Consider the following 23,676-nt stretch of genomic DNA (forward strand, 5'->3'; position numbering starts at 1 on the left):
GACCCGCACACCATGATTGCCGCCACCCGCAGCGAGCACGACCTGCTCGGAGACCGCGACATCCCCGCTGACGCCTACTGGGGCGTCCACACCTTGCGTGCCACCGAGAACTTCCCCATCACGGGCACGCCCATCTCCGCCTACCCGCACCTGATCGACGCCCTGGCCGCCGTGAAGGAGGCCGCCGCCCTCGCCAACGAGGAACTCGGCCTGCTGGAGCCGCGGAAGGCCGCCGCGATCGTCGCCGCCTGCCGCGAGATCCGCGGCGGGAAGCTGCACGACCAGTTCGTCGTCGACGTCATCCAGGGCGGCGCCGGCACCTCGACCAACATGAACGCCAACGAGGTCGTCGCCAACCGGGCGCTGGAACTGCTCGGTCACGCCAAGGGCGAGTACCGGCACCTCCACCCCAACGAGGACGTCAACCTCGGCCAGTCCACCAACGACGTCTACCCGACCGCCGTCCGGATCGCGACCGTCGCCGCGGTGCGCGGCCTGCTCGACGCGATGGCCGTCCTCCAGGACGCCTTCGCCCGCAAGTCCGTCGAGTTCCGCGACGTGCTCAAGATGGGCCGCACCCAGCTGCAGGACGCCGTACCGATGACACTCGGGCAGGAGTTCTCCGCCTTCGCCGTCATGCTCGACGAGGACCGCAGCCGACTCGCCGAGGCCGTCGAGCTCATCCACGAGATCAACCTCGGCGCGACCGCGATCGGCACCGGCCTCAACGCCCCCGCCGGATACGCCGAAGCCTCCCGACGCCACCTCGCGGACCTCACCGGGCTGCCCCTCGTCACCGCGGCCAACCTGGTCGAAGCCACCCAGGACTGCGGCGCGTTCGTCCAGATGTCCGGTGTGCTCAAGCGCGTCGCCGTCAAGCTGTCCAAGACCTGCAACGACCTGCGACTGCTGTCCTCCGGGCCGCGCGCGGGCCTCGGCGAGATCAACCTGCCGCCGGTGCAGGCAGGTTCGAGCATCATGCCCGGCAAGGTCAACCCGGTGATCCCCGAAGTCGTCAACCAGGTCGCCTTCGAGGTGATCGGCAACGACGTTGCCGTCACCATGGCGGCCGAGGCCGGGCAGCTCCAGCTCAACGCCTTCGAGCCGATCATCCTGCACTCGCTCTCGGAGTCGATCACCCACCTGCGGGCCGCCTGCCTCACCCTCGCCGAGCGCTGCGTGGTCGGCATCACCGCCAACACCGAGGTGCTGCGCGCGACCGTCGAGAACTCCATCGGCCTGGTGACCGCCCTGAACCCGCACATCGGGTACACGGCCGCCACCGACATCGCCAAGGAGGCCCTCGCCAGTGGTCGGGGCGTGGCCGAACTCGTCCTGGAGAAGGGCCTGTTGCCGGCCGATAGGCTCGCCGCCCTGCTGCGGCCCGAGGTCATCGCCGGTACCGGCGCGCCCGTCGCCTGAGAGCAGGCGCGGTTCGGGAGCGAACGGTGCGCCGCCGCACCGGTCCCGGTGTGGCGGCGCATCGCGTTCATCCGGATCAGGCCGGACCACCCCGCGCGGCGAGTATCGGCAGCCACACGCTCCGCGCGGCTGCGTCGTCCGGCGGGCTGGTGCCGCCGAATCGCCCACCCTGGGCCGGACTCGGGCACTGAACGCCGGCCGGTCGCGTCATCGCTGGTGGGGCGGCGGGGGAGGAAGCGTGTCGGCGCCGGGTGCGGGTTCCGGCCAGACCAGCAGTACGGGGCAGGGCGCGTGGTCGACGACGAAACGGGTCGCGGGGCCGAGGCTGTGCGGGCCGAGGCGCGTGCGGTCGCCGTCGCGGGCGAGGACGAGCAGCTCGGCGCCCTCGGCGGCTGCGACGACCTCGCGCTCGACCCGCCCGGTGCGCTCCACGTGGGCGCAGGGCCGCCCGAGACGCTCGGCCGCGGCGGCGAGCAGGTGCTGGGCCGAGGCCGCCGCCAGGGTCTCCACCCGGGTGCCGGGGTCGCGCTCGCGGTGGCCGCGACCGAGCAGCCCGGCGAACGCGCCGTGCGCGACGCCGGGGATCTCCTGGCCGCTGACGTGGAGCAGGACGATCTCCGCCTCCCGGGGTGCGTGGGCGCGGGCGGCGTCCACGCAGGCGGGCCAGGTGCCTTCGGTGATCCAGACGACGACGGTCACGCGGTCAGCCTCCGATGATGTGCAGGGACCCCCACAGTGCCACCACGGCCGTTGCCAGGGCGGCGGGCACGACGAGCAGTCCGAGCCGGGTGAACTCGCCCAGGCCGACCTCGGTGTCGTGCTCGCGCACGATGCGCCGCCACAGCAGGGTGGCCAGCGAGCCGGCGTACGTGAGGTTGGGGCCGATGTTCACCCCGAGCAGCACCGCCAGCACCGCGCCGGCACCGGACGGGGCGGCCAGCGGGAGCAGCACGAGGGTGGCGGGCAGGTTGTTGATGACGTTCGCGAGCACCGCCGCCAGCGCCGCGATGCCGAGCAGGGCGGGCAGCGAGGCGCCGTGGGGGACGAGGTGCCCGAGCGCGGAGGCCAGCCCGTTGTCGACGACGGCCCGGACCACGATGCCGAGCGCCAGCACGAAGGCGAGGAACGGTACGGCGGCCGAACGCACGATCGCGACCGGGGTGGTGCGTCGCCGGACCAGGGCCCGGACGGCGAGCGCGAGCGCGCCGGCCAGGGCCGCCCAGGCCGGATCGACACCGACGATCGAGGTCAGGACGAATCCGGCGAGTGTGCAGGCGACGGTGACGAGGGCGAACAGCGGCATCTCCGGGGCCGCCGCCTCGCCCGCGGACGGGGCGCCCGCGTCCAGGTCGGCGGCGAAGAACCGGCGCAGCACCACGTACTCCACACCGATGGCCGCCAGCCACGGCAGCGCCATCAGCGCGGCGAAGCGGGTGAAGCTCAGCCCGCTGGCGGCGAAGGCCAGCAGATTGGTGAGGTTGGAGACCGGCAGCAGCAGCGAGGCGGTGTTCGACAGGTGGGTACAGGCGTACAGGTGCGGCTTGGGGCGCGCGCCGAGCCGGGCCGCGGTGACGAACACCACCGGCGTCAGCAGCACCACGGTGGCGTCCAGGCTGAGCACCGCCGTGACCACCGAGGCGACCCCGAACACCTGCACCAGAAGCCGCCGCGGACTCCCGGCCGACGTCCGGGCCATCCACGCCCCGCAGGCGCGGAACAGACCCTCGTCATCACACAGCTGCGCCAGCACCAGCACGGCCGCCAGGAACCCGATCACCGGCCCGAGCCGCTGCGCCTCGGCCAGGGCGTCCGACGGCGAGATCGCTCCGACGGCCACCACCAGCCCGGCCGCCGGGACCGCGACCACCGCCTCCGGCCAGCCCCACGGCCGCACCACCGCGCAGGCCAGCACCAGCACCAGCAGCCCGACGGACAGGGCTTCCGCGGATGACGTACTCAGGGTCTTGCTCCTCGCAGGTGACGGTGACCGCCCACCGATCCGGAAACACGCAGGTGAGCCGGTAGGAATGTACCGGTCGCGACAGCCCCGTCGGCGTCGGCGCGGGGGAGGTGCGCGATGCGCAAGACGTGGTATCCGGGTACCCCCCACCGCCTCGACCGCCGCCGAGGTCGCACGGTGTCCGAGCCACGGCGCGGCACGAACACTCTGTTAACGCTAACAGAACCTTTGCGAAAAATGTGGCATGGCCTCATAAAGTACCAGGTCAGGGCCGATTGATGGGGGATTCGAACATGTTGACGCGCTCATGGTTCGCTCATACGCTCCGGGGCACCGGATTCCCGCGGCTGTCCTCCGATCGGAGCACCGATGTCCAAGCCCAGCCTCCGTCATGCCTTGGTCCGCTCCGTCCTCGTGGGCGCGCTCGGCGCGGCCGCCTCGCTGGGCGGCCTGGTCGGCGCGCCGGCCGCGCACGCCGACACCGGGGGCGGCTCGTTCTCCGTGCTGACCTACAACGTCGCCGGCCTTCCGCAGGTCCTGTCCAGTGCCTCGACCGACCGGCAGAGCAGCACCACCGCCATCGGCGGCCGGCTGGCGCCGTACGACGTCGTGAACGTCCAGGAGGACTTCAACTACCACGCCGCGCTGTACGCCGCCGACTCGCACCCGAACCGCACGGCGACCAGTGGCGGGGCGGGCATCGGCAGCGGCCTCAACACCCTGTCCGACCTCGCCCACGACACCGACGACTTCGAGCGGGTCACGTGGAAGGACTGCCGGCTGGACTCCGGAGACTGCCTCACTCCCAAGGGGTTCACCTTCATGCGGACCCGGCTGGCCGAGGGCGTGTACGTGGACTTCTACAACCTCCACGCGAACGCGGGGACGGCGGTCGGCGACGAGGCCGCCCGCGCCGCCAACCTGGCGCAGCTCACCGACTACATCAGGACCCACTCGGCCGGGAACGCCGTCGTCGTGGCGGGTGACACCAACACGCGCTACACGCGTGCCGACGACACCATCGCCGCCTTCGCCGCCGACAACCGGCTGACCGACGCGTGGGTGGGGCTGGAACGCGGCGGCGTGGCACCGATCAGGGGTGCCGACCCGCTGCTGTGCGACCAGAACGCGCCCACCGACACCTGCGAGGTGGTCGACAAGGTCCTGTACCGCGGCAGCGCGCTCGTCTCGCTGACCGCGACCTCGTACGCCAACAGGCACGCAGACTTCCTGGACGGCTCCGGCACGATGCTCTCCGACCACGACCCGATCGCCGTGGGCTTCACCTGGAGCCGGAACCCGGCCTATCTGGCGAGCGAGCAGTTCGGTGGCCCGCACGGCGACTTCTACGACGACATCGACCGCGTTCCGGCCGGTGCGCGGGCCGCCGTGGTCAGCCTGCGGGCCGGCGCCCGGGTCGACCAGGTCGGACTGACCCTCGCCGACGGCACCGCCCTCACCCACGGCGGCTCCGGCGGCACCGCCTCCTCGCTCACCCTGGGCAGCGGCGAGTACGTCAGCTCGGCGACGCTCTGCCAGGGCTCGTACAACGGGCACACCCGCGTCTTCCACGCCTCGTTCACCACCAACCTGGGCCGGACCCTGGCCGGCGGCAGCACCACCGCCGACTGCGTGACCCGCACCGCGCCCGCCGGCTGGCAGATCGCCGGGTTCCACGGACGCGCCGGTGACGAGGTCGACAAGCTCGGCTTCCTGTTCACCCGCCGCTGACCCCCCCCGACTCCCCGGCCCGGGCCGGGGACCGTCCCCGCTCCCGCACGCCGCTCCGCCCGCCAGGCCCACCACAGGAAGACCAGCATGAACGATCAGCCCACCCTGGACCGCCGCCGCTTCCTGCGGAACTCCGCAGGCACCTCGGTCGGCATCCTCGCCGCGCCCACGGTCCTGAGCCTGTCGGCCGCCCCGCAGCGGGCCGCCGCGGCGCCCGGCGGCCCCGCCCGGAGCACCGCCTTCGTGGACTCCTACGCGACCAACACGATGGCCGACCTCACCCCGGAGGGGAACGCGGCCGTACGCATCCTCACCGGGATGAACCGGATCTGGCACACCGGCGGGTCGTGGAACGACGGCTCACCACTGCTGGCCGACGTCCTGCGCGCCAACGTGCGCTACTGCGTGCGGGCCACCACGCGGCGCACCGCGGCGCAGGCCCGGGAGGCCTTCATCTACGACCGCCAGCACCAGAGCTACGCCGTCATCGCCGGCCTCGGCCCACTCGCCGACCCGTACCGGACGGGCGCCCGGGCCGTCACCTCCATCACCACGGCGCCCGACTCCACCCCGCCCGCGAAGGTCGACGACGCCGTCCCCGCCGACGCGCCCGCCGGGTCCGCGCTCGGCGCCGGGGCCGTCGACTCGGAGCTGGGGCAGGTGGTGGCCCTGGTCAACACGCTCCGCGGACCGTACGCCTCCGGCAACCCCGCCAAGTACGCCTACCGGTACCCGCGTCCCTGGCGGCTGACCGAGGACAGCGCGGTGGTCGACACCGGCACCACCGACGCCCTCGGCTACCCGGTCTATGCCTCGGACGTCGCCGTCGCCCCACAACTGCTGCGCCAGCGCAGCACCTCGCCGGTCGACGACGGTGGCTTCGTGAGCGGGCACACCAACGCCTTCCACCTGGCCGCGCTGGCCCTCGCGTACGCGGTGCCCGAACGCTTCCAGGAACTGATCGCCCGGGCGTTCGAGCTCAGCCACACCCGGATCACCGCGGGCATGCACTCCCCGCTCGACGTCATCGGCGGCCGGACGCTCGCCACCGCGCTCGCCGCGGCCACCCTCGCCGACCCGCGCAACGCCGCCCTCAAGACCGCCGCCCGGAGCCAGGCGGCCGCGTACCTCCAGGCGAAGACCGGCACCACGGCCGACACCCTGTACGCCTTCGCCCACCGGGCCACTGCGGCCGAGGACCCGTACGCCGACCGAGCGGCCAACGCCGAGCAGGTCACCCGGCGGCTGACGTACGTCCTGCGCCGCGGCGGCCGGGACGTTCCGATGGTCGTGCCCAAGGGCGCCGAGGTCCTGCTGGAGACCCGGCTGCCCTACCTCGACGCCGCCCAGCGCCGCGAGGTGCTGCGCACCACCGCCCTGCCCTCCGGCTACGTCCTGCTGGACGGCCCGGAGATGTGGGGCCGGCTCAACCTGTTCGCCGCGGCCGACGGTTACGGCTCGTTCGAGCGGGACGTGACCGTGGAGCTGAACGCCGCCGACGGCGGGTTCCGCGCGGCCGACGCCTGGCGCAACGACATCGCCGGGCCCGGCGGCCTCACCAAGCGCGGCACCGGGACGCTGACCCTGAGCGGCACCAACCGCTACACGGGCCCCACCGTGGTGGCGGCCGGAGTCCTCGCGGCCGGCTCGCGTGACGCCCTCGGGCGCGGCGACGTCCAGGTCCTCGGCGGCATCCTGCGGGTGGATACCGAGCGGGGCGCCGTCCGGGTGCACGGCGACTACCTGCAGTCGGCCACCGGAACGCGCCTGGAGTTGACGCTCCATCACCGCAATGCCCCGGCCCTGACGGTCGCGGGCCGGGTGACGCTCGGCCCCGGGGCGCAGCTCGTCCTGCGGCTGCCGGACGCCGGCGCGCTGGGCGACGACGTGGTGCTGCCGGTGATCGGCGGGCGCACGCCGCAGGGCGGGTTCGGCAGCGTCACGGTCGAGGCGGGCGGGTACCGGGCGACGCCGCTCTACACCCATGACGGCCTCGCGGTACGGCTGACCCGCTGCTGACCCGCCACACTGACCGGCCGCAGACCGGCCGCAGACCGGCCGCAGACCGGCCGCAGACCGGCCGCAGACCCGCCGCCGACCCGCCGCAGACCCGCCGCCGACCTGCTGCTGACGGCACCGGTGCGTTCCCGAGACCGAGGAGGCAACACCCCATGACCGTGGCCGCGACCAACTGGGCCGGGAACATCACGTTCGGCGCCGAGCGGTTCCACGAGCCGCGCTCCGTAACCGAGTTGCGGCGGATCGTCGCAGGCAGCCGGTCCGTGAGAGTCCTCGGGACCGGGCACTCGTTCAACGCGATCGCCGACACCACGGGCGACCTGGTGTCCGTCGCCGGCCTGCCCCGGGCGGTCGAGCCGGACGAGCGGACCCGCGCGGTCACGGTGAGCGCCGGGATGCGGTTCGGCGAGCTCGCCGGGGTGCTGGACCGGGCGGGATTCGCGCTGCACAACCTCGGGTCGCTGCCGCACATCTCGGTCGCGGGCGCGTGCGCCACCGGGACGCACGGATCGGGGGTGGCCAACGGCTGCCTCGCCACGGCGGTCCGGGCCGTCGAGCTGGTCACGGCGGACGGCGCCCTGGTGACGATCGGCCGGGGCTCGGCGGAGTTCCCCGGTTCGGTCGTGGCCCTGGGCGCCCTCGGCGTGGTCACCCGGCTGACCCTGGACGTGGTGCCGGCCTTCGGCGTCCGGCAGTGGGTCTACGAGGGCCTGCCGACGGCGGTGCTGCGGGAACGGTTCGACGAGATCATGGCGGCGGCGTACAGCGTCAGCCTCTTCACCGGCTGGCGTGCGGACCGCATCGACCAGGTCTGGCTCAAGCGGCGGGGCGGCCCCGACGCGCCCCGGACCTGGCTCGGCGCGGTGCTCGCCGACGGCCCGCGCCACCCCGTGCCGGGGTGCCCGCCCGAACCCTGCACGCGGCAACTGGGCGTCCCGGGCCGGTGGCACGCCCGGCTCCCGCACTTCCGGGCGGACTTCACTCCGAGCAGCGGCGACGAACTGCAGTCCGAGTACTTCGTCGACCGCGCCGACGCCGTCCGCGCCTTCGACGCACTGGACGCCGTCAGGGAACGGATCGCACCGGCCCTGCAGATCGGTGAGATCCGCACCGTGGCGGCCGACGCGCTGTGGCTCAGCCCCGCCTACCAACGCGACTGTGTCGCCTTCCACTTCACCTGGCACCCCGATGCGGCGGCCGTGGCGGACGCGGTCAGGACGGTCGAGGAGGCCCTGTCCGCCTTCGCCGCGCGGCCGCACTGGGGCAAGGTCTTCACCACGGCGCCCGAGGCGATCCGGGAGTCGTACCCGCGCTGGGAGGACTTCCGGGAGCTGCTGGGCGACATCGACCCGGCGGGCAAGTTCCGCAACGAGTTCGTCGCCCGCCACTTCGACATCGGGTAGTACGGACTCCTGGGGACCCAGGCTTCCGTGCCTTCGCCGATCGCTCGGGGACCCCGGCCGACGTGCGGCCGGGGTCCCCGACGGCTCACGCTGCCGCGCAGGTCGGGAGGCCGTTCGGTCACCACCGCCCGTGCCTCAGGTCACCAGCGACGATCTCAACTTCCACACCGCCGGCGCGCCCGCCTCGAGGGAGGTCCGCCGTGAGCCGGCTAGTTCTTGATGGCGACACCCGCGTAGAACGACACCTGGGCATCCGTGACAGTGTCCGGCGACCCGTCGGCAGCGTCCTCGTCCGGGCGCCAGCGGTGGGCGGGCACGATCCCGGGTTCCAGCAGGTCCAGCCCCTCGAAGAGGGTCTCGAACTCGGCGCGGGGCCGTAGCCGCAGCGTTGTGCCCGCCTTGTTGTAGATCTCCTGCACCATCGGCGCGCCCTCCGGGTCCAGCTCCGCCGTGGCGTGCGAGAGCACCAGCGCCGAGCCCGAGGGCAACGGCTTCAGGAGCCGCTCCACGATCGTGCGTGCCTCACCGAGATCCGGGACGAAGTGCAGCAACGCCACCATCGACAACACCACCGGCTGCCCCAGGTCGAGCGTCCGCGCCACCTCAGGGGCGCTCAGGATGGAGTCCGGATCCCGTACATCGCCGTGGACGTATGCCGTCCGCCCCTCCCGCGTGCTGGTCATCAGCGCCCGCGAGTGCGCGAGCACGATCGGGTCGTTGTCCGCGTAGACCACCCGCGCCTCCGGAGCCACCGACTGCGCGACCTCGTGCAGGTTCGGGGAGGTGGGAATGCCCGTGCCGACGTCCAACCACTGGCGCAGGCCCCGCTGCGCCAGCGTCCGGGTCGCCCGGTGCATGAACGCCCGGTTCGCCCAGACCGCGATCCGCATGGTCGGGAACACCGTGAGCACTCGCTCGGCGGCCTCGCGGTCCACCTCGTAGTGGTCCTTGCCGCCCAGGAACCAGTCGTACATGCGGGCGCTGTGCGGTATGTCCTGCCGTATGACGGTGCTGAGCGGCTTCTCCAGGCCCGGATCTTCCACGTTCATCGCCGCTGCTCCCCGCTTCCTCCCCGCGGCCGCAGCACGACCGGAAGGACGATATGACTTGACGTATGGTCAGTAGTGTGACAGGTGGGGCGGGCAAGATGCCAGTAGCCCGCCGCTCACCAGCCTGCGGCGGATCGGTGCCCGGCCGGAGCGGCGCCGGGGAGAGGACGGACGCTCCGGGAGCGGTACCCCCCGCCGGGCGTGCCGGACGACGAGAGCGGGGAGCACGGCGGTGCGCAGACCTGCACCTTCTGCGGTCAGGACCGAGCGGACCGGCCGGGCGGGGCTGAGACGTCCCGCCCGGCCGGTCGGGGGTTGGGGTCGGGCGGGCGTTACTTGGCGGGTCGCTCGGCCACGCAGAGGATGTTTCCTTCGCTGTCCTTGAACCAGGCGGCGCGCAGGCCGTCGCTGCCTTCAGCGATGCCGTCGACGGTTTTCAGGCCCGGGAAGTCGTACTCCTCGAACGTGATGCCGCGGGCTCGCAGCGCCGACACCTCGCCGTCGAGGTCGGCAACCTTGAAGCTGGCCAGGGTGTGTGCGGCCTGGCCTCCGCTCGGTGTCTCGTACATCCCGAACCGGGTGCCGCCGCTCTCGAAGGTGAGGTCCTCGGGGGTCTCCTCGACGAGCTTCAGGCCCAGGGTGTCGGTGTAGAAGGCCCTGGCCCGCGCCAAATCGGCGGCGGGGATCATGGCCAGCACCTGTGCGTCTCCCAGCATGGTGATTCGCCTCCTTCTGCTTCCAGGCTAGGCACCTCGAGGCAGGTGCGCCCACGGACGGGATCGGCGGCTCCACAGCGTGCGCGGCAGGTGGCTGGGCGTTACGCGGGCGCATTCCTTGGCCTTCACGCAACGTGGTCGGTCGGCAGCCGATTCATCACCGGCCCTGCGGCCGGCCGGCCCGTACACGCTCCAGGACTCCGCCGTCGCCTCCGAGGCCCGGGCCCGCGCCGGGTCGCCTGGACCTTCGGCATACCCGAGAGCGCCTACCATCCGCAGCGCGAGACCTGACCGGGTCCGGTTCCCGCCCCCGGAGCAGGCCGCCGAGCTACGCGTGTTGACCCTTACCCCACGTCAGGCCGCACGGTGGGGTACAGCGAACGCACGAAGGCACGGATGCACGCATGCACGCATGCACGGATGTACGGGAGGGATTCATGAGCTGGTCGGTGGGACAGGTCTCCGGATTCGCCGGGGTGACCATTCGGACCCTGCACTACTACGACCGGTCCGGGCTGCTGTCACCCAGTGAACGCAGCTCGGCCGGCTACCGGCTCTACAACGGCGCGGACCTCGCCAGGCTTCAGCAGATCCTCTTCTACCGGGAACTCGGCTTCCCGCTCGACGAGATCGCCGACATTCTGGCCGACCCGCAGGCCAACGCCCTCGAGCACCTGGTGGCGCGACGGCAGGCCCTCACCGAGCAGATCGCCCGGCTGCAGAAACTGGTCGACGTCGCCGAGCGGGCCATCGACGTCCAGCGCACGGGGGTCGAACTCGGCCCGGAGGAGCGCTTCGAGGTCTTCGGCGACGTCGTCTTCGACCTCAGCTACGCCGCCGACGCCCACCTCAAGTGGGGCGAGCGGGAAAGCCACCGGGAGGCGCTGGCCCGCGCCGCCACCCACTCGAAGGAAGACTGGCGGCAGCTGATGGCGGAGGCCGCCGGGTGGCGCCGTCGACTGCTGGCCGCCTTCGACGAGGGCCTCCCGGCCGACCACGAGGCGGTGCTGGACCTCGCCGAGGAGCACCGGCAGCACATCACCCGGTGGTTCACGCCCTGCCCGCCCGAGATGCACTGCCGGATCGCCGACGACTACGAGGCGGACGCCCGGGCCTTCGCGCTCGTCGTTCCGGCTGCCGAGCAACGCCCGGAGCTGGCCGGATACCTCCGGACGGCCATCGGCCACAACGCCGAACGGCACGGCGCGAGCGGCTCCGAGGTGACGCGATGAGGATCCTGGTGATGGCCGCAGGCTCCCACGGTGACGTCGCGCCCTACACCGGGCTCGGGGTGCACCTGCGTGGCGAGGGACACCAGGTCGCGCTCGCCGCGCCGGAGACCTTCCGCGAGCTGGTGGCCGGCAGCGGCCTCGAGTTCCGCTCGCTGCCGGTCGACCCGCGCGGGGCGCCCACCGGTCCGGAGGGCGGGCGCTCCGAACTGCTCGCGCGAGCCGCCGCGTTCATCGACCGGCTCGGTGACGGGCTCGCCGACGCGGCCGCGCCCGGTGCCGATCTGCTGCTGCTCGGCACCACCACCGCGCCGCTGGGCTGGCACCTCGCCGAGGCGATGGACGTACCGAGCCTCGGGGTCTACCTCCAACCCACCCTGCCGACGGGGGAGTTCCCGCCGGTCGTCGGCGGGAGCCGCTCGCTGGGCAGGTGGGGCAACCGGGCCGCGGGGGCGCTCGGCCAGCGGGTCGTGGACCGCCTGCACACCGGGGCCGCGCGTCGGCTGAGGTCGCGGCTGGGCCTTCCGGCAGGGTCGCAGGGCGCCCGGCGGCGGGCCGTGGAGCGGGCGAACTGGCCGGTGCTGCACGGGTTCAGCCCCACCCTCGTGCCGCGCCCGGCCGACTGGCGGGACGGGTTGCAGGTGGTCGGCAACTGGTGGCCGCACGTCGCGGCGGACTACCGGCTCCCGGCCGAGGTCGAGGACTTCCTGCGGGCCGGACCACCGCCGGTGTTCATCGGGTTCGGCAGCATGGCGGCGGGGCAGGGCGAGCGGCTGGGCGCCCTCGCGGTGGACGCGCTGCGGCGGGCGGGAGTCCGGGGTGTGCTGCAGGCGGGCTGGGCCGGGATCGCGGAGGAGGACGACGACGTGTTGAGCGTCGGGGAGGTGCCGCACGCCCACCTCTTCCCCCGCATGGCGGCTGTGGTGCACCACGTCGGCGCCGGCACGGCGGCCGCGACCCTCCGCGCCGGTGTCCCGAGCGTTCCGGTCCCGGTGATGGCGGACCAGCCCTTCTGGGCCGACCGGCTCGTCCGGGCCGGCACCGCCACCGCGCCGATCCGGTTCGCCGACCTGACGGCTGCCGGGCTGGCGGAAGCCATCCGCCGGGCCGTCGAGGGCCGGCCACTGCGCACGCGGGCGGAGGCGGTGGCTCGCGCGATGGCGGAGGAGAACGGCGCGGCGCGGGTCGCGGAAGCGGTGGCAGCCGTGGGGGGTGGTCGGCAGGCCGGTGTCATGGGGCGGGGGCGGTGAGGCGCGGGTGCCGGCAAGGGCGATGATGCGAGGGAGGGGAGCGAGTGAGCGGCCAGGTCCGGCCCGTCGCCGGGTGACCGGGTGACCGGGAGACCGGGAGACCGGGACGACGGGGTGCGGCAGACCTCACGGCGCTCGGGCGATCAGGACGGGCTGGAAGAACCCGGTGTCGGCGGGCGCCCGCCAGTCGGCCCCGGCGAAGCCGGCCTCCTCGGCGAAGGCGCTCAACTGCGCCTGGGTGAGGGCCCAGTAGGTGGACCGGTGGACGTCGACCCGCCACTGCCCGGCGTCGTCGGGCAGCAGCTGGAACAACTCCAGGTCGTACCGCTCGCCGTCCTCGTGCCACTGCCAGAGCTGGAAGACGACGGACCGCTGCCCCTCCCGCTCGGCGGTCTGCGGCGCGCTGGAGGACGGCCGGCTGCGGCGCAGCTCGTCGTACGGGCGGGTGGTGAGCAGCAGCAGACCGCCCGGGCGCAGGACGCGGCGCATCTCGCCGAGCGCGGCCAGGACGTCCTCGGGGGTGAGCAGGTGGGGCAGCGCGTTGTCCGCGCAGACGACGACATCGAAGCGGCCGTCAGGGAAGGGGAGTTGCCGCATGTCGGCGGCCGCGGTGGGGAGGGCGAGCCCGCGCCGGGTGGCCTCGGCGGCGGCGCGGTGGGCGGCCACCGGGCTGATGTCCGTGCCGGTGACCCGGTGCCCGAGCTCGGCGAGCCCGATGGCCTGGGTGCCGATGCCGCAGGCGCAGTCCAGCACCTCGGCGGCGCGGTCGCCGAGCCGCTCGCGGATCAGGGCGTCCAGCGCGGCGCCCTGGCGGGCGACGGAGGCGTCCCAGTCGGGGTAGAGGAGGTGGTAGCCCGCCGCGAGGGCGTCGTAGAAGCGCGCGATGGGGGAGCTGCTCATGGCGCTATCCTCGCGGAGGAGCACCGGCGCGGAGTACTGGTTTCGACAGGGTTCACGGGCCGGGGCGAGGAAGCCGAGCAGGGGGACGGATGCAACCCGCGCAGGATCGGCGGACGGGCCCGGAGCAGCCGGTCGAACTGCCCGAGGGTTCCTGGTGGGACTGGGACGTCTTCTCCTGGCGCCCGGGCGAGTTGCGCCTGGCCGCCGGGTACGACCTCGCCTACCACCACGGCCTGGAGCTGGTCTTCGCCGACCCGCTGTACGTCCGCTGCCCGGCGGACTTCCACGACCCGGTGTTCCGCGCGCCCACGCCGGAGGAGCGGCGGCTGGTCGGGCGGCAGTGCGGCGAGCCGCCTGGCGTGCTGGTCGCCTTCGAGGCGGACGGCGGTGGCACGGAGCCGGTGTCCGGGCTGATCGCCGCCGGGAGCCTGGAGGTGCGGGTCGGGTGGGTCCTGCGGCACGGACGGGGCACGGAATCCGGTGGCCGTGCGGTGCCGTCGCCGGGATGATGCGGGCATGCGCACCTTCGAAGAGTTGATCGCCGAGGCCCAGGCCGTGTCCGTGGACGGCTGGGACTTCTCCTGGCTGGACGGCCGGGCCACCGAGGAACGCCCCTCCTGGGGCTACCAGCGGCTGCTGTCCGAACGGCTGGGCACGGCGACGGCGGCTCTGGACGTCCAGACCGGCGGTGGCGAGGTGCTCGCCGGGGCCCTGCGGCTCGCCGAGCCGCAGGGGCTGCCGACGGTCCTCGCGGCCACCGAGTCCTGGCCGCCGAACATCGCCCGCGCCACGCGGCTGCTGCACCCGCTGGGTGCGGTGGTGGTCGCCGACCGGGACGAGCCTCCGCTGCCCTTCGCCGACCAGGCCTTCGACCTGGTCAGCAGCCGCCACCCGGTGCGGGCCTGGTGGCCGGAGATCGCCCGGGTGCTGCGGCCCGGCGGTAGCTACTTCGCCCAGCACGTGGGCCCGGCGTCCGTCTTCGAACTGGTCGAGTACTTCCTCGGGCCGCAGCCGGAGGCACGCGAGGGCCGCCGGCCCGAGGTCGAGAGCGAAGAGGCCCGGGCCGCCGGGCTGGACGTGGTGGACCTGCGCTCCGAGCGGCTGCGCATGGAGTTCCGCGACATCGGCGCGGTGGTGTACTTCCTGCGCAAGGTGATCTGGATGGTCCCGGGCTTCACCGTCGACGCCTACCGGGACCGGCTGCGCGAACTGGACGTCCGGATCCGGGCCGAGGGCCCGTTCGTGGCCCACTCGGCGCGCTTCCTGATCGAGGCGCGCAAGTAGATCGACCGATCCGGTGTCCGCATCGTACAGATATGGAAGGGTTGAGGAAAGACCGGAAGGTCCGGCTGGCCGTCCCTGCTGAGAGCACCGTTTGATCCAGGAGACGGCCCGACATCGCTCTGAACTGGACGGATGCCCCGTGCAGTCGTGCGTATGAGAGCTCTTCGACAGGTGCCGAGCGGTCGACTCCAGTCGGGGGCTCCTCGTGTGGGGGCGTCGAGAGTGGTCGAGTCTCACGTCTGTGCTCGTTGGACAGGGTTTGCTCGTACCTATGCTGACCTCTTGCTGACCGCGCTTGATGGCTAATCAGGTATATTTCGCGGCCACAGTGATGCGCCTGACTGCAGTGACCGCCCCTCGCATCCTGCGAGGGGGCCTGGCCCCGCCGTCGTGTCGGCCAGTCTCACCCCTGCCATCGCGCAACTTCGACAAGGCCCTGATCGGCCTGGCGGGGTTCGCGGGGATGGGGAGGGAGACGGTCACCTCGGGCGGGTGGTCGAGTGTGTTCTTCACCGTGCAGTGACCGACGACGGCCAGCAGACCGGCTGCCCGCTCGGGAGGCATGTCGGGGGCGGTGACCTCGATGGACACCGAGGCGATCCGGGCCGGACGGTCCCGGGCCATGGTGTAGTCGGCGGTGACCCGCAGGCCGTCCCTGCCCAGGTTGTGCCGATCGAGGTAGCTTCCGGCGTAGTGGGCGGTGCAGGAGGCCAAGGCGGCGGCGCACAGTTCGACGGGCGTCGGCGCGGAGTCGCCGCCGCCGGCGTCGATCGGCTGGTCGACGCTCAGGGCGTGGGAGCGGATGCCGATGGCATACGTGTCCCGCTCGACCGGGTCCACCTCGATTCGCCCGGCGGGAAGGATGCCGGGCCGCTCGACCGCGGCGGCCTGGCGGAGCAGCATCCCGGCCAGCTGTCGGGCCTCGGTCGGGGTGAGCGAGGCCCAGACATCGTTCGTGTCATACGGTTCGCGAGCGGTGTCGAGGACGACGCGGCCGGTGTCCGGCAGGACCTCCGGGGTGTAGCGGGATACGGCGACGGTCCGCCCGGAGGCGGTGTGCGTCAGCTGCTGGGTGGTGGTGTGAGAGTCGTGGGTCAGCACGGCCGTGCCTCCGGTGCTCAGGGCCCGGCACGGCGAACCGGACCGCTGCTGTCCAGCAGACCGCCGCCGGGGGTGAAGAGGAAGGGCCGTTGGACCCGCCGGTGGGCCCCATCGGCGATCCCGGAGGGAGCACGTCGCAGCATGCCCGACGAGGCCGGATGCGGCTGCTGGAGACGGCGGAGTTCCACCTCGGCATCGGCCGGCGGGCCCCGGGGCCGTTGGACCCTCGCCCGACACGCTGGTCCGGCGGATGCTGGAACCACCGGCGCTCCCCGCCGGCAGGGAGTGAAACCACCATGACCACCGAAACCGTCCTCACAGCCCCCGACCTGCACCTGCTGGCCGAAGCCGGCGGCGCGGCGCCCTCGCTGCACAACAGCCAGCCCTGGCGCTTCCGCCCCACCCCCGACCTGCTCGCCCTGGAGGTCCACGCGGACCTCGACCGGGCCGTCCCGGCCGCCGACCCCGACGGCCGGGCGATGCACATCTCGATCGGCGCCGCCGTGTTCAACCTGCGGGTGGCCGCCGCCCACCTCGGCCGGGAGGCCGCCGTCCGACTGCTGCCGGCCGGCGCCGACGCGCAGCCGCGAGCCGTCCTCGACCTCTCCGCCCCGGCCCGTTCACCGCAGCCCTTCGGCGCCGACCTCTACCCCGCCATCGCGGGACGCCACTCCAGCCGACAGCCGTTCACCAACCGGGACGTCCCCGAGGCGCTGGTCGCCGACCTCATCACGGCCGCCCGGGACGAAGGCGTCACCCTCACCATGCTGGAGGAACACGGCGTTCGCCGCGTCCTCGCCCTCACCTTCGAGGCCGAGGCCCGGATCGCCGCGGACGTCACCCGCGAGGCCGAGACCCGACGCTGGCTGCGCCTGGAACCCTCCTACGACGGCATCCCGCTCGCGGCCCTCGGCTCGCACGACCGCGACGCCCGCGTCCCGATGCGCGGCTTCGCCGGCCACCCGCCGCGCCACACCACCGCGGCCGAACGCTTCGAGGCGCTGCCGCAACTGGCGACCCTCAGCACCCACCTCGACACCCCGGCCGACTGGCTGCGCACCGGGCAGGCGATGGAGCGCGTGTGGCTGCTCGCCACCGTCCACGGCTTGCGCGCCTCCGTCCTGCACCAGGCCGTCGAGATCCCGGACACCCGCTGGCGCCTGCGCGACCCCGCTGAAGGGCCCGGGCACGTCCAGCTCGTGCTGCGCCTCGGCTACGGCCCGCCCGGTGCGGCCAGTCCGCGCCGCGCGGTGGAGGACGTTCTCGACCCGGCCGAGGGGTAGCGGGAATCGTCTGCCATCCCGGTTCATCTCCTGTGCGCAGGAGATGAACCGGACATCTTCCGCTGCCCCGAGACCCGACCGGCTTCGGGGTGGACGGGTTTCCGGGGTCAGCCGGGGCCGCTTGCCAGCGTGTGCGACATGCCGTCCAGGGCCAGTTGCATCGCCTGCCGTGGCCGACCTTGTCGACCACGGCCGAAGTGCGGCCCTCGATGCCCCGGGCCGCGAACTCGTGCTCCACCACTTGGTGCAGCCGTGGGCCGAAGGCCTGGACGTAGCCGGACTCGTAGGTGGTCCAGGTGAGGTGGACGAGCGAGCGGAGGTCCGACCGGCGCAGCCGGGTGTCCACCATCAGCGCGATCTCGTACAGCGGCCCGGCGCACTTGTTGTTCGGCGGGACGTGGAACAGCACCCGCCGGTGTTGTCCTGCTCGGGCGGCGCCCTTGAGGTCCTGGAACCGCCGGCCCGGCGACCGCATCTGCCGGGGCGTCCACGGTGGATGCGGAGCGGGGCCTCCTCGGCTCCGAACGGAAGGTAGATGGTGTTGGGCTTGAACAGGAAGTCCTCCTGGTCGGCGGCGAGCGACAGCCGGACGCGGTCGCCGAGCAGACGGCGCGGACCGAAGGCCGTCTCCAGGCCTGCGAAACCCCCCCGCCGACCACGAGGACGTGCGGTTTCGAAGTCATCGCGGGGTCCGTGCCTTCCTACTCGGGCTCGATGACCGGAGGGCCCTCGGGGCGGATGATCCGGCCGCTGATCCCGGCGGGCTTGATGCGCATCCAGGTGTCCCGGGTACCGCCCGCCCAGGGGTGGGGGTCGGCGTGCTGTTCGAACCAGCGCACGACCTCGTCGTCGGAGACGGTCGAGACGGTGCCGTTCACCAGGACGCTCCAGCCGGTGGCGAACACCTCGTCCAATTGGTCGACCTCGAAGGCGACTTCGCTGCCCTCGGCCTGGGCGAGGGTACCGTCCGCCTCGGTGCGGTAGAGGATGGTGGCGTCCAGCACCCGGTAGTTGACGGGCAGCGCCACCAGTCCGCGCGGTGCCGTCAGGATCACCCGGCCGACGCCACCGGGGGTGAGTTTGGCCCAGCAGCCTGCCGGTTCCAGTTCCTCCAGCCGGACGCGGGCGTTGGCGCGGGCCCGGCCGGACGGGACGTCGCGCCCACCGCCGAGCAGGTCGGTGGCCGTGGTGTCGAGCGCGTCGGCGAGCCGGGCGAGGGTGCTGACGCCGACCGGGACGGGGTGTGTCTCCAGGTACTCCAGGAACCCGGGGGCCAGGCCGCCGCGCTCCGCCACCAGCTCGCGGGTGAGCCCCAGCTGGGTACGTCGGCGGGCGACACGGCGCCCGAGGTCGCCGGGGTCGGCGGAGCGGATGTGTGCCCGGCCGCTGTCGGTGCTGTTCATCGGGACCTCCTGTTCAGCCCGCGGGCCCCTGGCCGCCTGGGACGATCACCAGCGGGGCCGTGCGGCGGTGCCTCCCGAGCGGCTCGCCTCGGAGCGGTCGATGCCCACGATCACGGGGTGGTGGGTTCCGAAGCCGTTCGTCGCGGACCCCGTTCGGCCCCGGCCGGTGCCGTCGCCGTCGCCGGCTCTGTGCGGAGCCTTCACCACCTTCATCGTCGGGCACTGTTGTACGGGCCGGGGAGGGTCGGTCGGGCCCCGGCAGCAGGCCGATGGGCCCCGACGACCCTCCCCCCATCCGGTCACCGGGTTCGAGCCGCTCGACCTGCTGGAGGGCATCCTGACGGCCGTCCCCCAGCTGGTGGACGGCCGGTGCGATCCGGGAGCTGGTCCCGCAGGACCCGGCGGTCACCGCCCGCGGGCGTCCGTCAGCCTGGTGGCTCCCCCGGGCCGCGGGTGTCGCGTCCGGGTCGGGGTTCGCTCCGGTAGTGGTCACGCCAGATCAGGCGGTACACCCGGGTCCAGCGGGGAACGGACCTGAGACCGGGGATGAAGGGGAGCAGGACCAGTGCCAGACTGAGCACGGCCATGATCGCCCAGACCTCCGCGTCCGCGTTCTTCGAGGTCTTGAACGGGTCGATCTGGTACCAGAACGTGTACAGCCACAGCCAGGCCTGGCCCGGGTAGTTGCCGGTCTCGTTCATCATGCCCCACTGGCTGCCGGTCAGGTGCTGGGCGGTCGCCTGGTCCGACAGGTAGGAGCCGTCGGCGAGGAAGAGCATCGGCCGGGTGTAGTCGGTCTGGTAGAAGCGCCCCTGTGCCAGCAGCCGGCCGTCCAGTGCGCCGGACTGGGCGAGGGCCAGCAGTCGGGCTGTGAGTGTCGGCACCGGGCCGTATCCGTCGGGGGCGACCTTGGCCGGATCGCCGTCCGGGGACTTGCCCAGTGCGTCGGAGTACGCCGAACTCCAAGCCTGCCGCTGATCGGCCGGGGCGGCGCGCCAGGCCGTGAGCGCGGCGGTGACCTCAGGGGGCTCGGGGGACTGGCTCAGCGGGCGCAGCACGAAGTCCTCGGCCGGGTCGACCGGGATGCGGACCCCGGCGGCGCGCTGCAGTCCGACCGGGCCGATCTTCTGTCCGGCGCCCGGGGTGTGGTTGTACGGCGGGCCGTAGCCCGCCGAGGTGCTGGTGCCCGCGAGTTCCGCGACCGCCGTGGCGGTGAAGTCGGCCTGGTCCGCGGTCGACCAGGACGCCAGGGTGATCGGCTTCTCGTCCGGTGACGAGAACAGTGCGGCGAGGCCCGCGCTCAGCAGGGCGACCACGACCAGGGCGATCGTGAACTCCTTGACCAGGTCGTACGGGCGGGTCGGGAAGTCACCCGACTCGGGGGTATCGGTGTGCCTCACGGCGCTGCCTCGGGCGGTGCGGCGTCGATCGGTGGCACGATCCCGCGGGTGCGCACCAGCAGGAGGTGCCAGCCCGTGAGCAGTACCAGCACGAGCGGGAAGAGCGCGATGTGCCACATCAACATCTGGCCGAAGTCCAGGACGTTGAACCAGGCACCGATCCCGACGGCGTTGAGTGCGTCCTTGGCCTGCCCGGAGATCCACTGTGCGTCGAAGTTCTGCTGCACCACGTACCCGGTGAAGGCCGTGGCGATCGAGGCCAGGAAGGTGACCGCACCGGTCACCCAGGTCAGCGCCCGCCGCCCGCGCCAGGCGGCCATGAAGAACTTGCCCCACAGGTGGATCACCATGAACGCCATGAACAGCTCCGCGCTCCACAGGTGCACGCTGTTCACGTACTTCCCGACAGCGGAGGCATGCCACCACCCCGGGCCCTCCAGCGCCAGGACCCCGCCGGAGACCAGCACCACCACCAGCGAGGACACCGTGAGGACACCGAAGAGGTAGATCCACGAGGCCATGTACACCGGCTGGGTGTCCGGCAGCAGCTTCTCCGGGGGCAGCCGGCGGACGGCGAACCGCCGCACCGCACCCGTCCAGCTAGTCATCGCGGTGCTGTCCGGTCGGGAACGGCAACAGCAGTGCGGCCACGAAGAGCAGCACCATCACGCCGATCACCACCAGGTTCGCCACCGAGATCTGCACCACGCCCCAGTGGACGTAGTGCCCGGGGTGGTTGAGATCGACGGGTGCCGACATCGGTGTCACCGCCATCACGCTCTCCTTCCGAACGCCGGGAGCCCGGGGCCCAGTCTCGGCGGGCACCAGGCCTCCGGCATGCGGGGCTGCTCCGATCGGCGGGTCGCTCCTGTTGGGCGGCCGCCACGGCGTGCTTCACGGTGGCGAGGCTGTCCGGGGTGACGGAGACCGAGCCGATCCCGGCGTGCACCAGGGCCATCGGGTGGACGCGGACCTGGTGGGCGACCACGAACTCGGTACGGGCCAGCCCCACGCCGGGGGGATCGCGGCCGACCGCAGCGTGGTCACCGACTCCCCGGTCAACGCCGACATGTCGACCTCGATGGCCCCCTGCAGCAGGCGAATGTCGGCGGCGATTCGGTCACCCGCCTCGATGACGACGACGTCGCCCGGGACCAGCTCGGTGGCGTCGATCTCCCGCGGGACACCGTCCCGCAGCGCCTTCGCCCGCTGGGGGATGTAGGCGGCCAGCGCCTCGACCGCGTGCTGGGCGTGCACCTCCTGGACGAACGCGAACGCGGCGTTGAGGAAGATGATCAGCACGACCGCGGACCGCCACGAGCAGGCAGCACGGGTCGGCGGCTGCGAGGTGCTCCCGATCGCGCCTCCTGCGCTCGCGCAGCACGATGGAGGGAGTGACCGAGTGAGGCGATCGAGATGGCCGGCGAACTGCTCCATCGACGTGGGTACCGGTGGCCTTCGTTCCCGGACTTGTTCAAGGACTTTCCCATGACGTCCCGCCCCTGTCCGGAGGACCCGGGAGGGCAGCCACGGACGATCGGGATCACAACCGCCGTGTCACCGCGATGAACGGCCCTGACGCGTCCGGTCCGCTTGCGGCGGGCAGCGGAGGGAGGAGTCCGCTGCCGGAGACCATGCCTCCGATCCTCACCCTGACAGTGAACCCCACCGTCGACATCTGCTGCGAGGTCGACCGCCTGGCGGACATCGGTAAGACCCGTGCCCGGGTCAGGTTCGTGGCCGCCGGCGGCGGAGGGATCAACGTCGCCCGGGACGTGTCGAGGCTCGGCGGACGGGCGACCGCCGTCCACACCGCCGGCCGCGAGGTCGGCCAGCGCCTCAACCGCCTATTGGACGAGGAGGGGGTCGACCACATCGCCCTCGGGATCGCGGGTGAGACCCGCGAAGCGTTCGTGCTGTTCGAGACCGAGTCACGCCGCAGCTTTCACATCGTGCCGCCGGGCCCGCGACTGGACGATGTGGAGGGAGGGCGCCTCCTGGACGCGCTTGGCCGAGCGGCTGGCAGTCACCAGTACGTCGTGGCCAGTGGCAGTCTGCCCAGCGGCCTGCCCGACGCCTTCTACGCGGCGGTCGCCCGCCGGGTCAAGGAGGCCGGGTCCCGGCTGGTGCTGGACACCTCGGGGCGGGCCCTGCGCGAGTCGCTGCACGAGGGCGTCTTTCTGCGGAGGTGCAACAATCACGAGGCTGCCTCCCTCGCCGGCCGGGCGGTCCGGAGCTTCGACGACGCCCGCGCTGTCAACGAGTCGCTGCTTGCCGCAGGAGCGACTGAGATCGCCGTCACCACCCTCGGGGAACTCGGAGCACTCTGTTCGACGAGGTACGGCCATACCGGGTTGCGAGCCCCGCAGTCGCCTGGGGAGTCACTCAGCGACGCCGGGGCCGGAGACGCCATGGTGGCCGCACTCACTCTGCGACTGGCGGCGGGCGATGATCCCGTCCAGGCGTGTGCCCTTGGGGTGGCCGTGGCCGCCGCGGCGGTGCTCACCCCCGACACCGAACCGTTCGATCGAGAGGTGGCCGAGTCCCTCTACCCCGCGGTGCGAATAAGACGGCAAGCAGGTTCATGACTGCCCCCGGGCCGTCCGTGTCCCCGGTGGTCAGGGCCCTCCAGATCACGGAGCGGCAGGGGTTCTGGACACGGGTGAAGGCGGCTCGGCTCCGGTACTGAAGGACCACCATCGAGACCGAGCTGCCGGTCTACCAGGGGGCGAGGCACCCCCTGTTCACGGGCCCGGGAGTGTGTCGCCTGCGCGAGGGATGTGTACTGGGGGCCGGCTCGGTGGGCGTGGAGTGGGCGGGGTGAGGAGGGCGAGGTCGTCGCGTCCATCGGCGAGGCGGGCGTCGGCCAGGTTCCGGCACAGGTCTTCGAGGGGCAGGCCGGGGTCGGCGTACAGGTAGCGGGCGGTGCCGTCGGGGCCGACCAGGAGCGGCGGCGGGTGTCCGGCGTTGCTCCAGTGAAGTGTCCGTCGGCGAACGGGACGATCAGGCGCAGCCCCGGGTCGCGTGCTCCGGTGATCCGGCTGAACCGGAAGACGACCCCCTTCTCGTACTGGCGGACGATGCGGATCGACATCGCGAGCCCGATCAGGACCAGGATGACGAGCACCACCAGGACTGCGATCACGGCGGTCATGTCGGCTCCCTTCGATCGCGGACCTGCGTCGACAGCCAGGTCCGGGAACGCGTCGCCACGAGCAGAGCGACCGGGAGACGCGGGACCGGTACTCGGTCCTACCGTGAGCCTGCCCCGCATCCGGTGCCGGCGACAGGGCCGAACGGGCCCGCTCCCGTCGTGACCGGCCCGCCCCACGTGCAGGACTTCCGGCTTGGCGGGTCACCGATGGCGTCCCCGAGGAGGTATCCGTCGCCCGAACGCCGACACCGGAGCGGGGAGGGCCGGTAAGCGCACGTACCCGGCCACCCTGCGCTTCGCCCGCAACCACACCCGGGGGTGACCGTCCGCAGGCAATGCGTCGCACCTGAGAGAGGAGTGCACAGCGTCCCC

At 72.8% G+C, this 23,676-nt stretch carries 21 protein-coding genes and 1 pseudogene; 10 read left to right on the top strand and 12 right to left on the bottom strand.

Going from position 1 to position 23,676, the window contains the following annotated elements; all coding sequences use genetic code 11:
- Positions 1-12 precede the first annotated feature (12 nt).
- A complete protein-coding gene (gene aspA / locus ACZ51D_RS25055; RefSeq protein ID WP_465663576.1) occupies positions 13-1,422 on the top strand; it encodes an aspartate ammonia-lyase in 1,410 nt (469 codons plus the stop codon).
- A gap of 207 nt (positions 1,423-1,629) precedes the next feature.
- Here the strand turns inward: aspA and ACZ51D_RS25060 are convergent, their stop codons facing one another.
- Together ACZ51D_RS25060 and ACZ51D_RS25065 are read right to left on the bottom strand one after the other, a co-directional pair.
- The gene (locus ACZ51D_RS25060; protein ID WP_465663577.1) at positions 1,630-2,121 is read right to left on the bottom strand and encodes a universal stress protein; all 492 of its coding nucleotides are present in this window, start codon (positions 2,119-2,121) and stop codon (positions 1,630-1,632) included.
- 4 nt (positions 2,122-2,125) lie between these two features.
- The gene (locus tag ACZ51D_RS25065) at positions 2,126-3,382 is read right to left on the bottom strand and encodes an SLC13 family permease (protein WP_465663646.1); all 1,257 of its coding nucleotides are present in this window, start codon (positions 3,380-3,382) and stop codon (positions 2,126-2,128) included.
- A 369-nt stretch (positions 3,383-3,751) separates the two neighbouring features.
- Here ACZ51D_RS25065 and ACZ51D_RS25070 point away from each other — a divergent pair, with 369 nt between their 5' ends.
- The 3 genes from ACZ51D_RS25070 (at position 3,752) to ACZ51D_RS25080 (ending at position 8,535) form a co-directional block, all read left to right on the top strand.
- On the top strand, positions 3,752-5,113 hold the full coding sequence (locus ACZ51D_RS25070) for a jacalin-like lectin (RefSeq protein ID WP_465663578.1): 1,362 nt from the start codon (positions 3,752-3,754) through the stop codon (positions 5,111-5,113).
- An 87-nt stretch (positions 5,114-5,200) separates the two neighbouring features.
- On the top strand, positions 5,201-7,132 hold the full coding sequence (locus ACZ51D_RS25075; RefSeq protein ID WP_465621725.1) for a phosphatase PAP2 family protein: 1,932 nt from the start codon (positions 5,201-5,203) through the stop codon (positions 7,130-7,132).
- A 152-nt stretch (positions 7,133-7,284) separates the two neighbouring features.
- Positions 7,285-8,535: a D-arabinono-1,4-lactone oxidase gene (locus ACZ51D_RS25080; protein WP_465663579.1), complete on the top strand. Its 1,251-nt coding sequence runs from the start codon at positions 7,285-7,287 to the stop codon at positions 8,533-8,535.
- A 209-nt stretch (positions 8,536-8,744) separates the two neighbouring features.
- On the opposite strand, the gene ACZ51D_RS25085 is transcribed toward ACZ51D_RS25080, so the two are convergent.
- On the bottom strand, positions 8,745-9,584 hold the full coding sequence (locus ACZ51D_RS25085; RefSeq protein WP_465621729.1) for an SAM-dependent methyltransferase: 840 nt from the start codon (positions 9,582-9,584) through the stop codon (positions 8,745-8,747).
- 332 nt (positions 9,585-9,916) lie between these two features.
- Positions 9,917-10,300: a VOC family protein gene (locus tag ACZ51D_RS25090; protein WP_465621731.1), complete on the bottom strand. Its 384-nt coding sequence runs from the start codon at positions 10,298-10,300 to the stop codon at positions 9,917-9,919.
- A 437-nt stretch (positions 10,301-10,737) separates the two neighbouring features.
- On the opposite strand from ACZ51D_RS25090, the gene ACZ51D_RS25095 reads away from it, so the two are divergent.
- Together ACZ51D_RS25095 and ACZ51D_RS25100 are read left to right on the top strand one after the other, a co-directional pair.
- Entirely contained in the window at positions 10,738-11,532 is a 795-nt protein-coding gene (locus ACZ51D_RS25095) for a MerR family transcriptional regulator (RefSeq protein WP_465621733.1), read from the top strand.
- Positions 11,529-12,779 carry a glycosyltransferase gene (locus tag ACZ51D_RS25100; protein WP_465621735.1) on the top strand — a complete coding sequence of 417 codons (1,251 nt, stop codon included), beginning with the start codon at positions 11,529-11,531 and terminating at the stop codon, positions 12,777-12,779. Before ACZ51D_RS25095 ends, ACZ51D_RS25100 begins: the two co-directional genes overlap by 4 nt.
- A 126-nt stretch (positions 12,780-12,905) precedes the next feature.
- Here ACZ51D_RS25100 and ACZ51D_RS25105 read toward each other — a convergent pair whose 3' ends face one another.
- Positions 12,906-13,679 (bottom strand): class I SAM-dependent methyltransferase, encoded by a 774-nt coding sequence (locus ACZ51D_RS25105; protein WP_465621736.1) that lies wholly within the window; start codon positions 13,677-13,679, stop codon positions 12,906-12,908.
- Between the two features lie 89 nt (positions 13,680-13,768).
- Here ACZ51D_RS25105 and ACZ51D_RS25110 point away from each other — a divergent pair, with 89 nt between their 5' ends.
- Together ACZ51D_RS25110 and ACZ51D_RS25115 are read left to right on the top strand one after the other, a co-directional pair.
- Positions 13,769-14,188: a hypothetical protein gene (locus ACZ51D_RS25110; RefSeq protein WP_465621738.1), complete on the top strand. Its 420-nt coding sequence runs from the start codon at positions 13,769-13,771 to the stop codon at positions 14,186-14,188.
- A 7-nt stretch (positions 14,189-14,195) separates the two neighbouring features.
- Complete coding sequence (locus tag ACZ51D_RS25115; RefSeq protein WP_465621740.1) at positions 14,196-14,963, top strand: methyltransferase domain-containing protein; 768 nt, start codon at positions 14,196-14,198, stop codon at positions 14,961-14,963.
- A gap of 306 nt (positions 14,964-15,269) precedes the next feature.
- Here ACZ51D_RS25115 and ACZ51D_RS25120 read toward each other — a convergent pair whose 3' ends face one another.
- Entirely contained in the window at positions 15,270-16,064 is a 795-nt protein-coding gene (locus ACZ51D_RS25120) for an OsmC family protein (RefSeq protein ID WP_465663580.1), read from the bottom strand.
- Between the two features lie 296 nt (positions 16,065-16,360).
- Between ACZ51D_RS25120 and ACZ51D_RS25125 the strand changes: the two genes are divergently transcribed.
- On the top strand, positions 16,361-17,347 hold the full coding sequence (locus ACZ51D_RS25125) for an Acg family FMN-binding oxidoreductase (protein WP_465621744.1): 987 nt from the start codon (positions 16,361-16,363) through the stop codon (positions 17,345-17,347).
- 701 nt (positions 17,348-18,048) lie between these two features.
- On the opposite strand, the gene ACZ51D_RS25130 is transcribed toward ACZ51D_RS25125, so the two are convergent.
- From ACZ51D_RS25130 to ACZ51D_RS25150, 5 genes are all read right to left on the bottom strand, one after another.
- Positions 18,049-18,750, bottom strand: coding sequence for a helix-turn-helix domain-containing protein (locus tag ACZ51D_RS25130; RefSeq protein WP_465621746.1), 702 nt, complete (start codon positions 18,748-18,750; stop codon positions 18,049-18,051).
- A gap of 425 nt (positions 18,751-19,175) precedes the next feature.
- Entirely contained in the window at positions 19,176-20,150 is a 975-nt protein-coding gene (locus ACZ51D_RS25135) for a hypothetical protein (RefSeq protein ID WP_465621748.1), read from the bottom strand.
- Positions 20,147-20,758: a cytochrome b N-terminal domain-containing protein gene (locus ACZ51D_RS25140; protein ID WP_465621750.1), complete on the bottom strand. Its 612-nt coding sequence runs from the start codon at positions 20,756-20,758 to the stop codon at positions 20,147-20,149. Before ACZ51D_RS25140 ends, ACZ51D_RS25135 begins: the two co-directional genes overlap by 4 nt.
- Positions 20,751-20,924 (bottom strand): hypothetical protein, encoded by a 174-nt coding sequence (locus ACZ51D_RS25145; RefSeq protein WP_465621752.1) that lies wholly within the window; start codon positions 20,922-20,924, stop codon positions 20,751-20,753. The genes ACZ51D_RS25140 and ACZ51D_RS25145 overlap by 8 nt, the downstream gene beginning before the upstream one ends.
- A 120-nt stretch (positions 20,925-21,044) precedes the next feature.
- Positions 21,045-21,452 carry an HAD-IC family P-type ATPase gene (locus tag ACZ51D_RS25150; protein ID WP_465621754.1) on the bottom strand — a complete coding sequence of 136 codons (408 nt, stop codon included), beginning with the start codon at positions 21,450-21,452 and terminating at the stop codon, positions 21,045-21,047.
- 332 nt (positions 21,453-21,784) lie between these two features.
- Here ACZ51D_RS25150 and ACZ51D_RS25155 point away from each other — a divergent pair, with 332 nt between their 5' ends.
- On the top strand, positions 21,785-22,738 hold the full coding sequence (locus tag ACZ51D_RS25155) for a 1-phosphofructokinase family hexose kinase (protein WP_465621936.1): 954 nt from the start codon (positions 21,785-21,787) through the stop codon (positions 22,736-22,738).
- Positions 22,739-22,894: 156 nt separating this feature from the next.
- Here the strand turns inward: ACZ51D_RS25155 and ACZ51D_RS25160 are convergent.
- Positions 22,895-23,134: pseudogene (locus ACZ51D_RS25160) on the bottom strand (SpoIIE family protein phosphatase); the annotation flags it as partial.
- Between the last annotated feature and the right edge of the window lie 542 nt (positions 23,135-23,676).

Source organism: Kitasatospora sp. NPDC033851 (genome assembly GCF_055576085.1).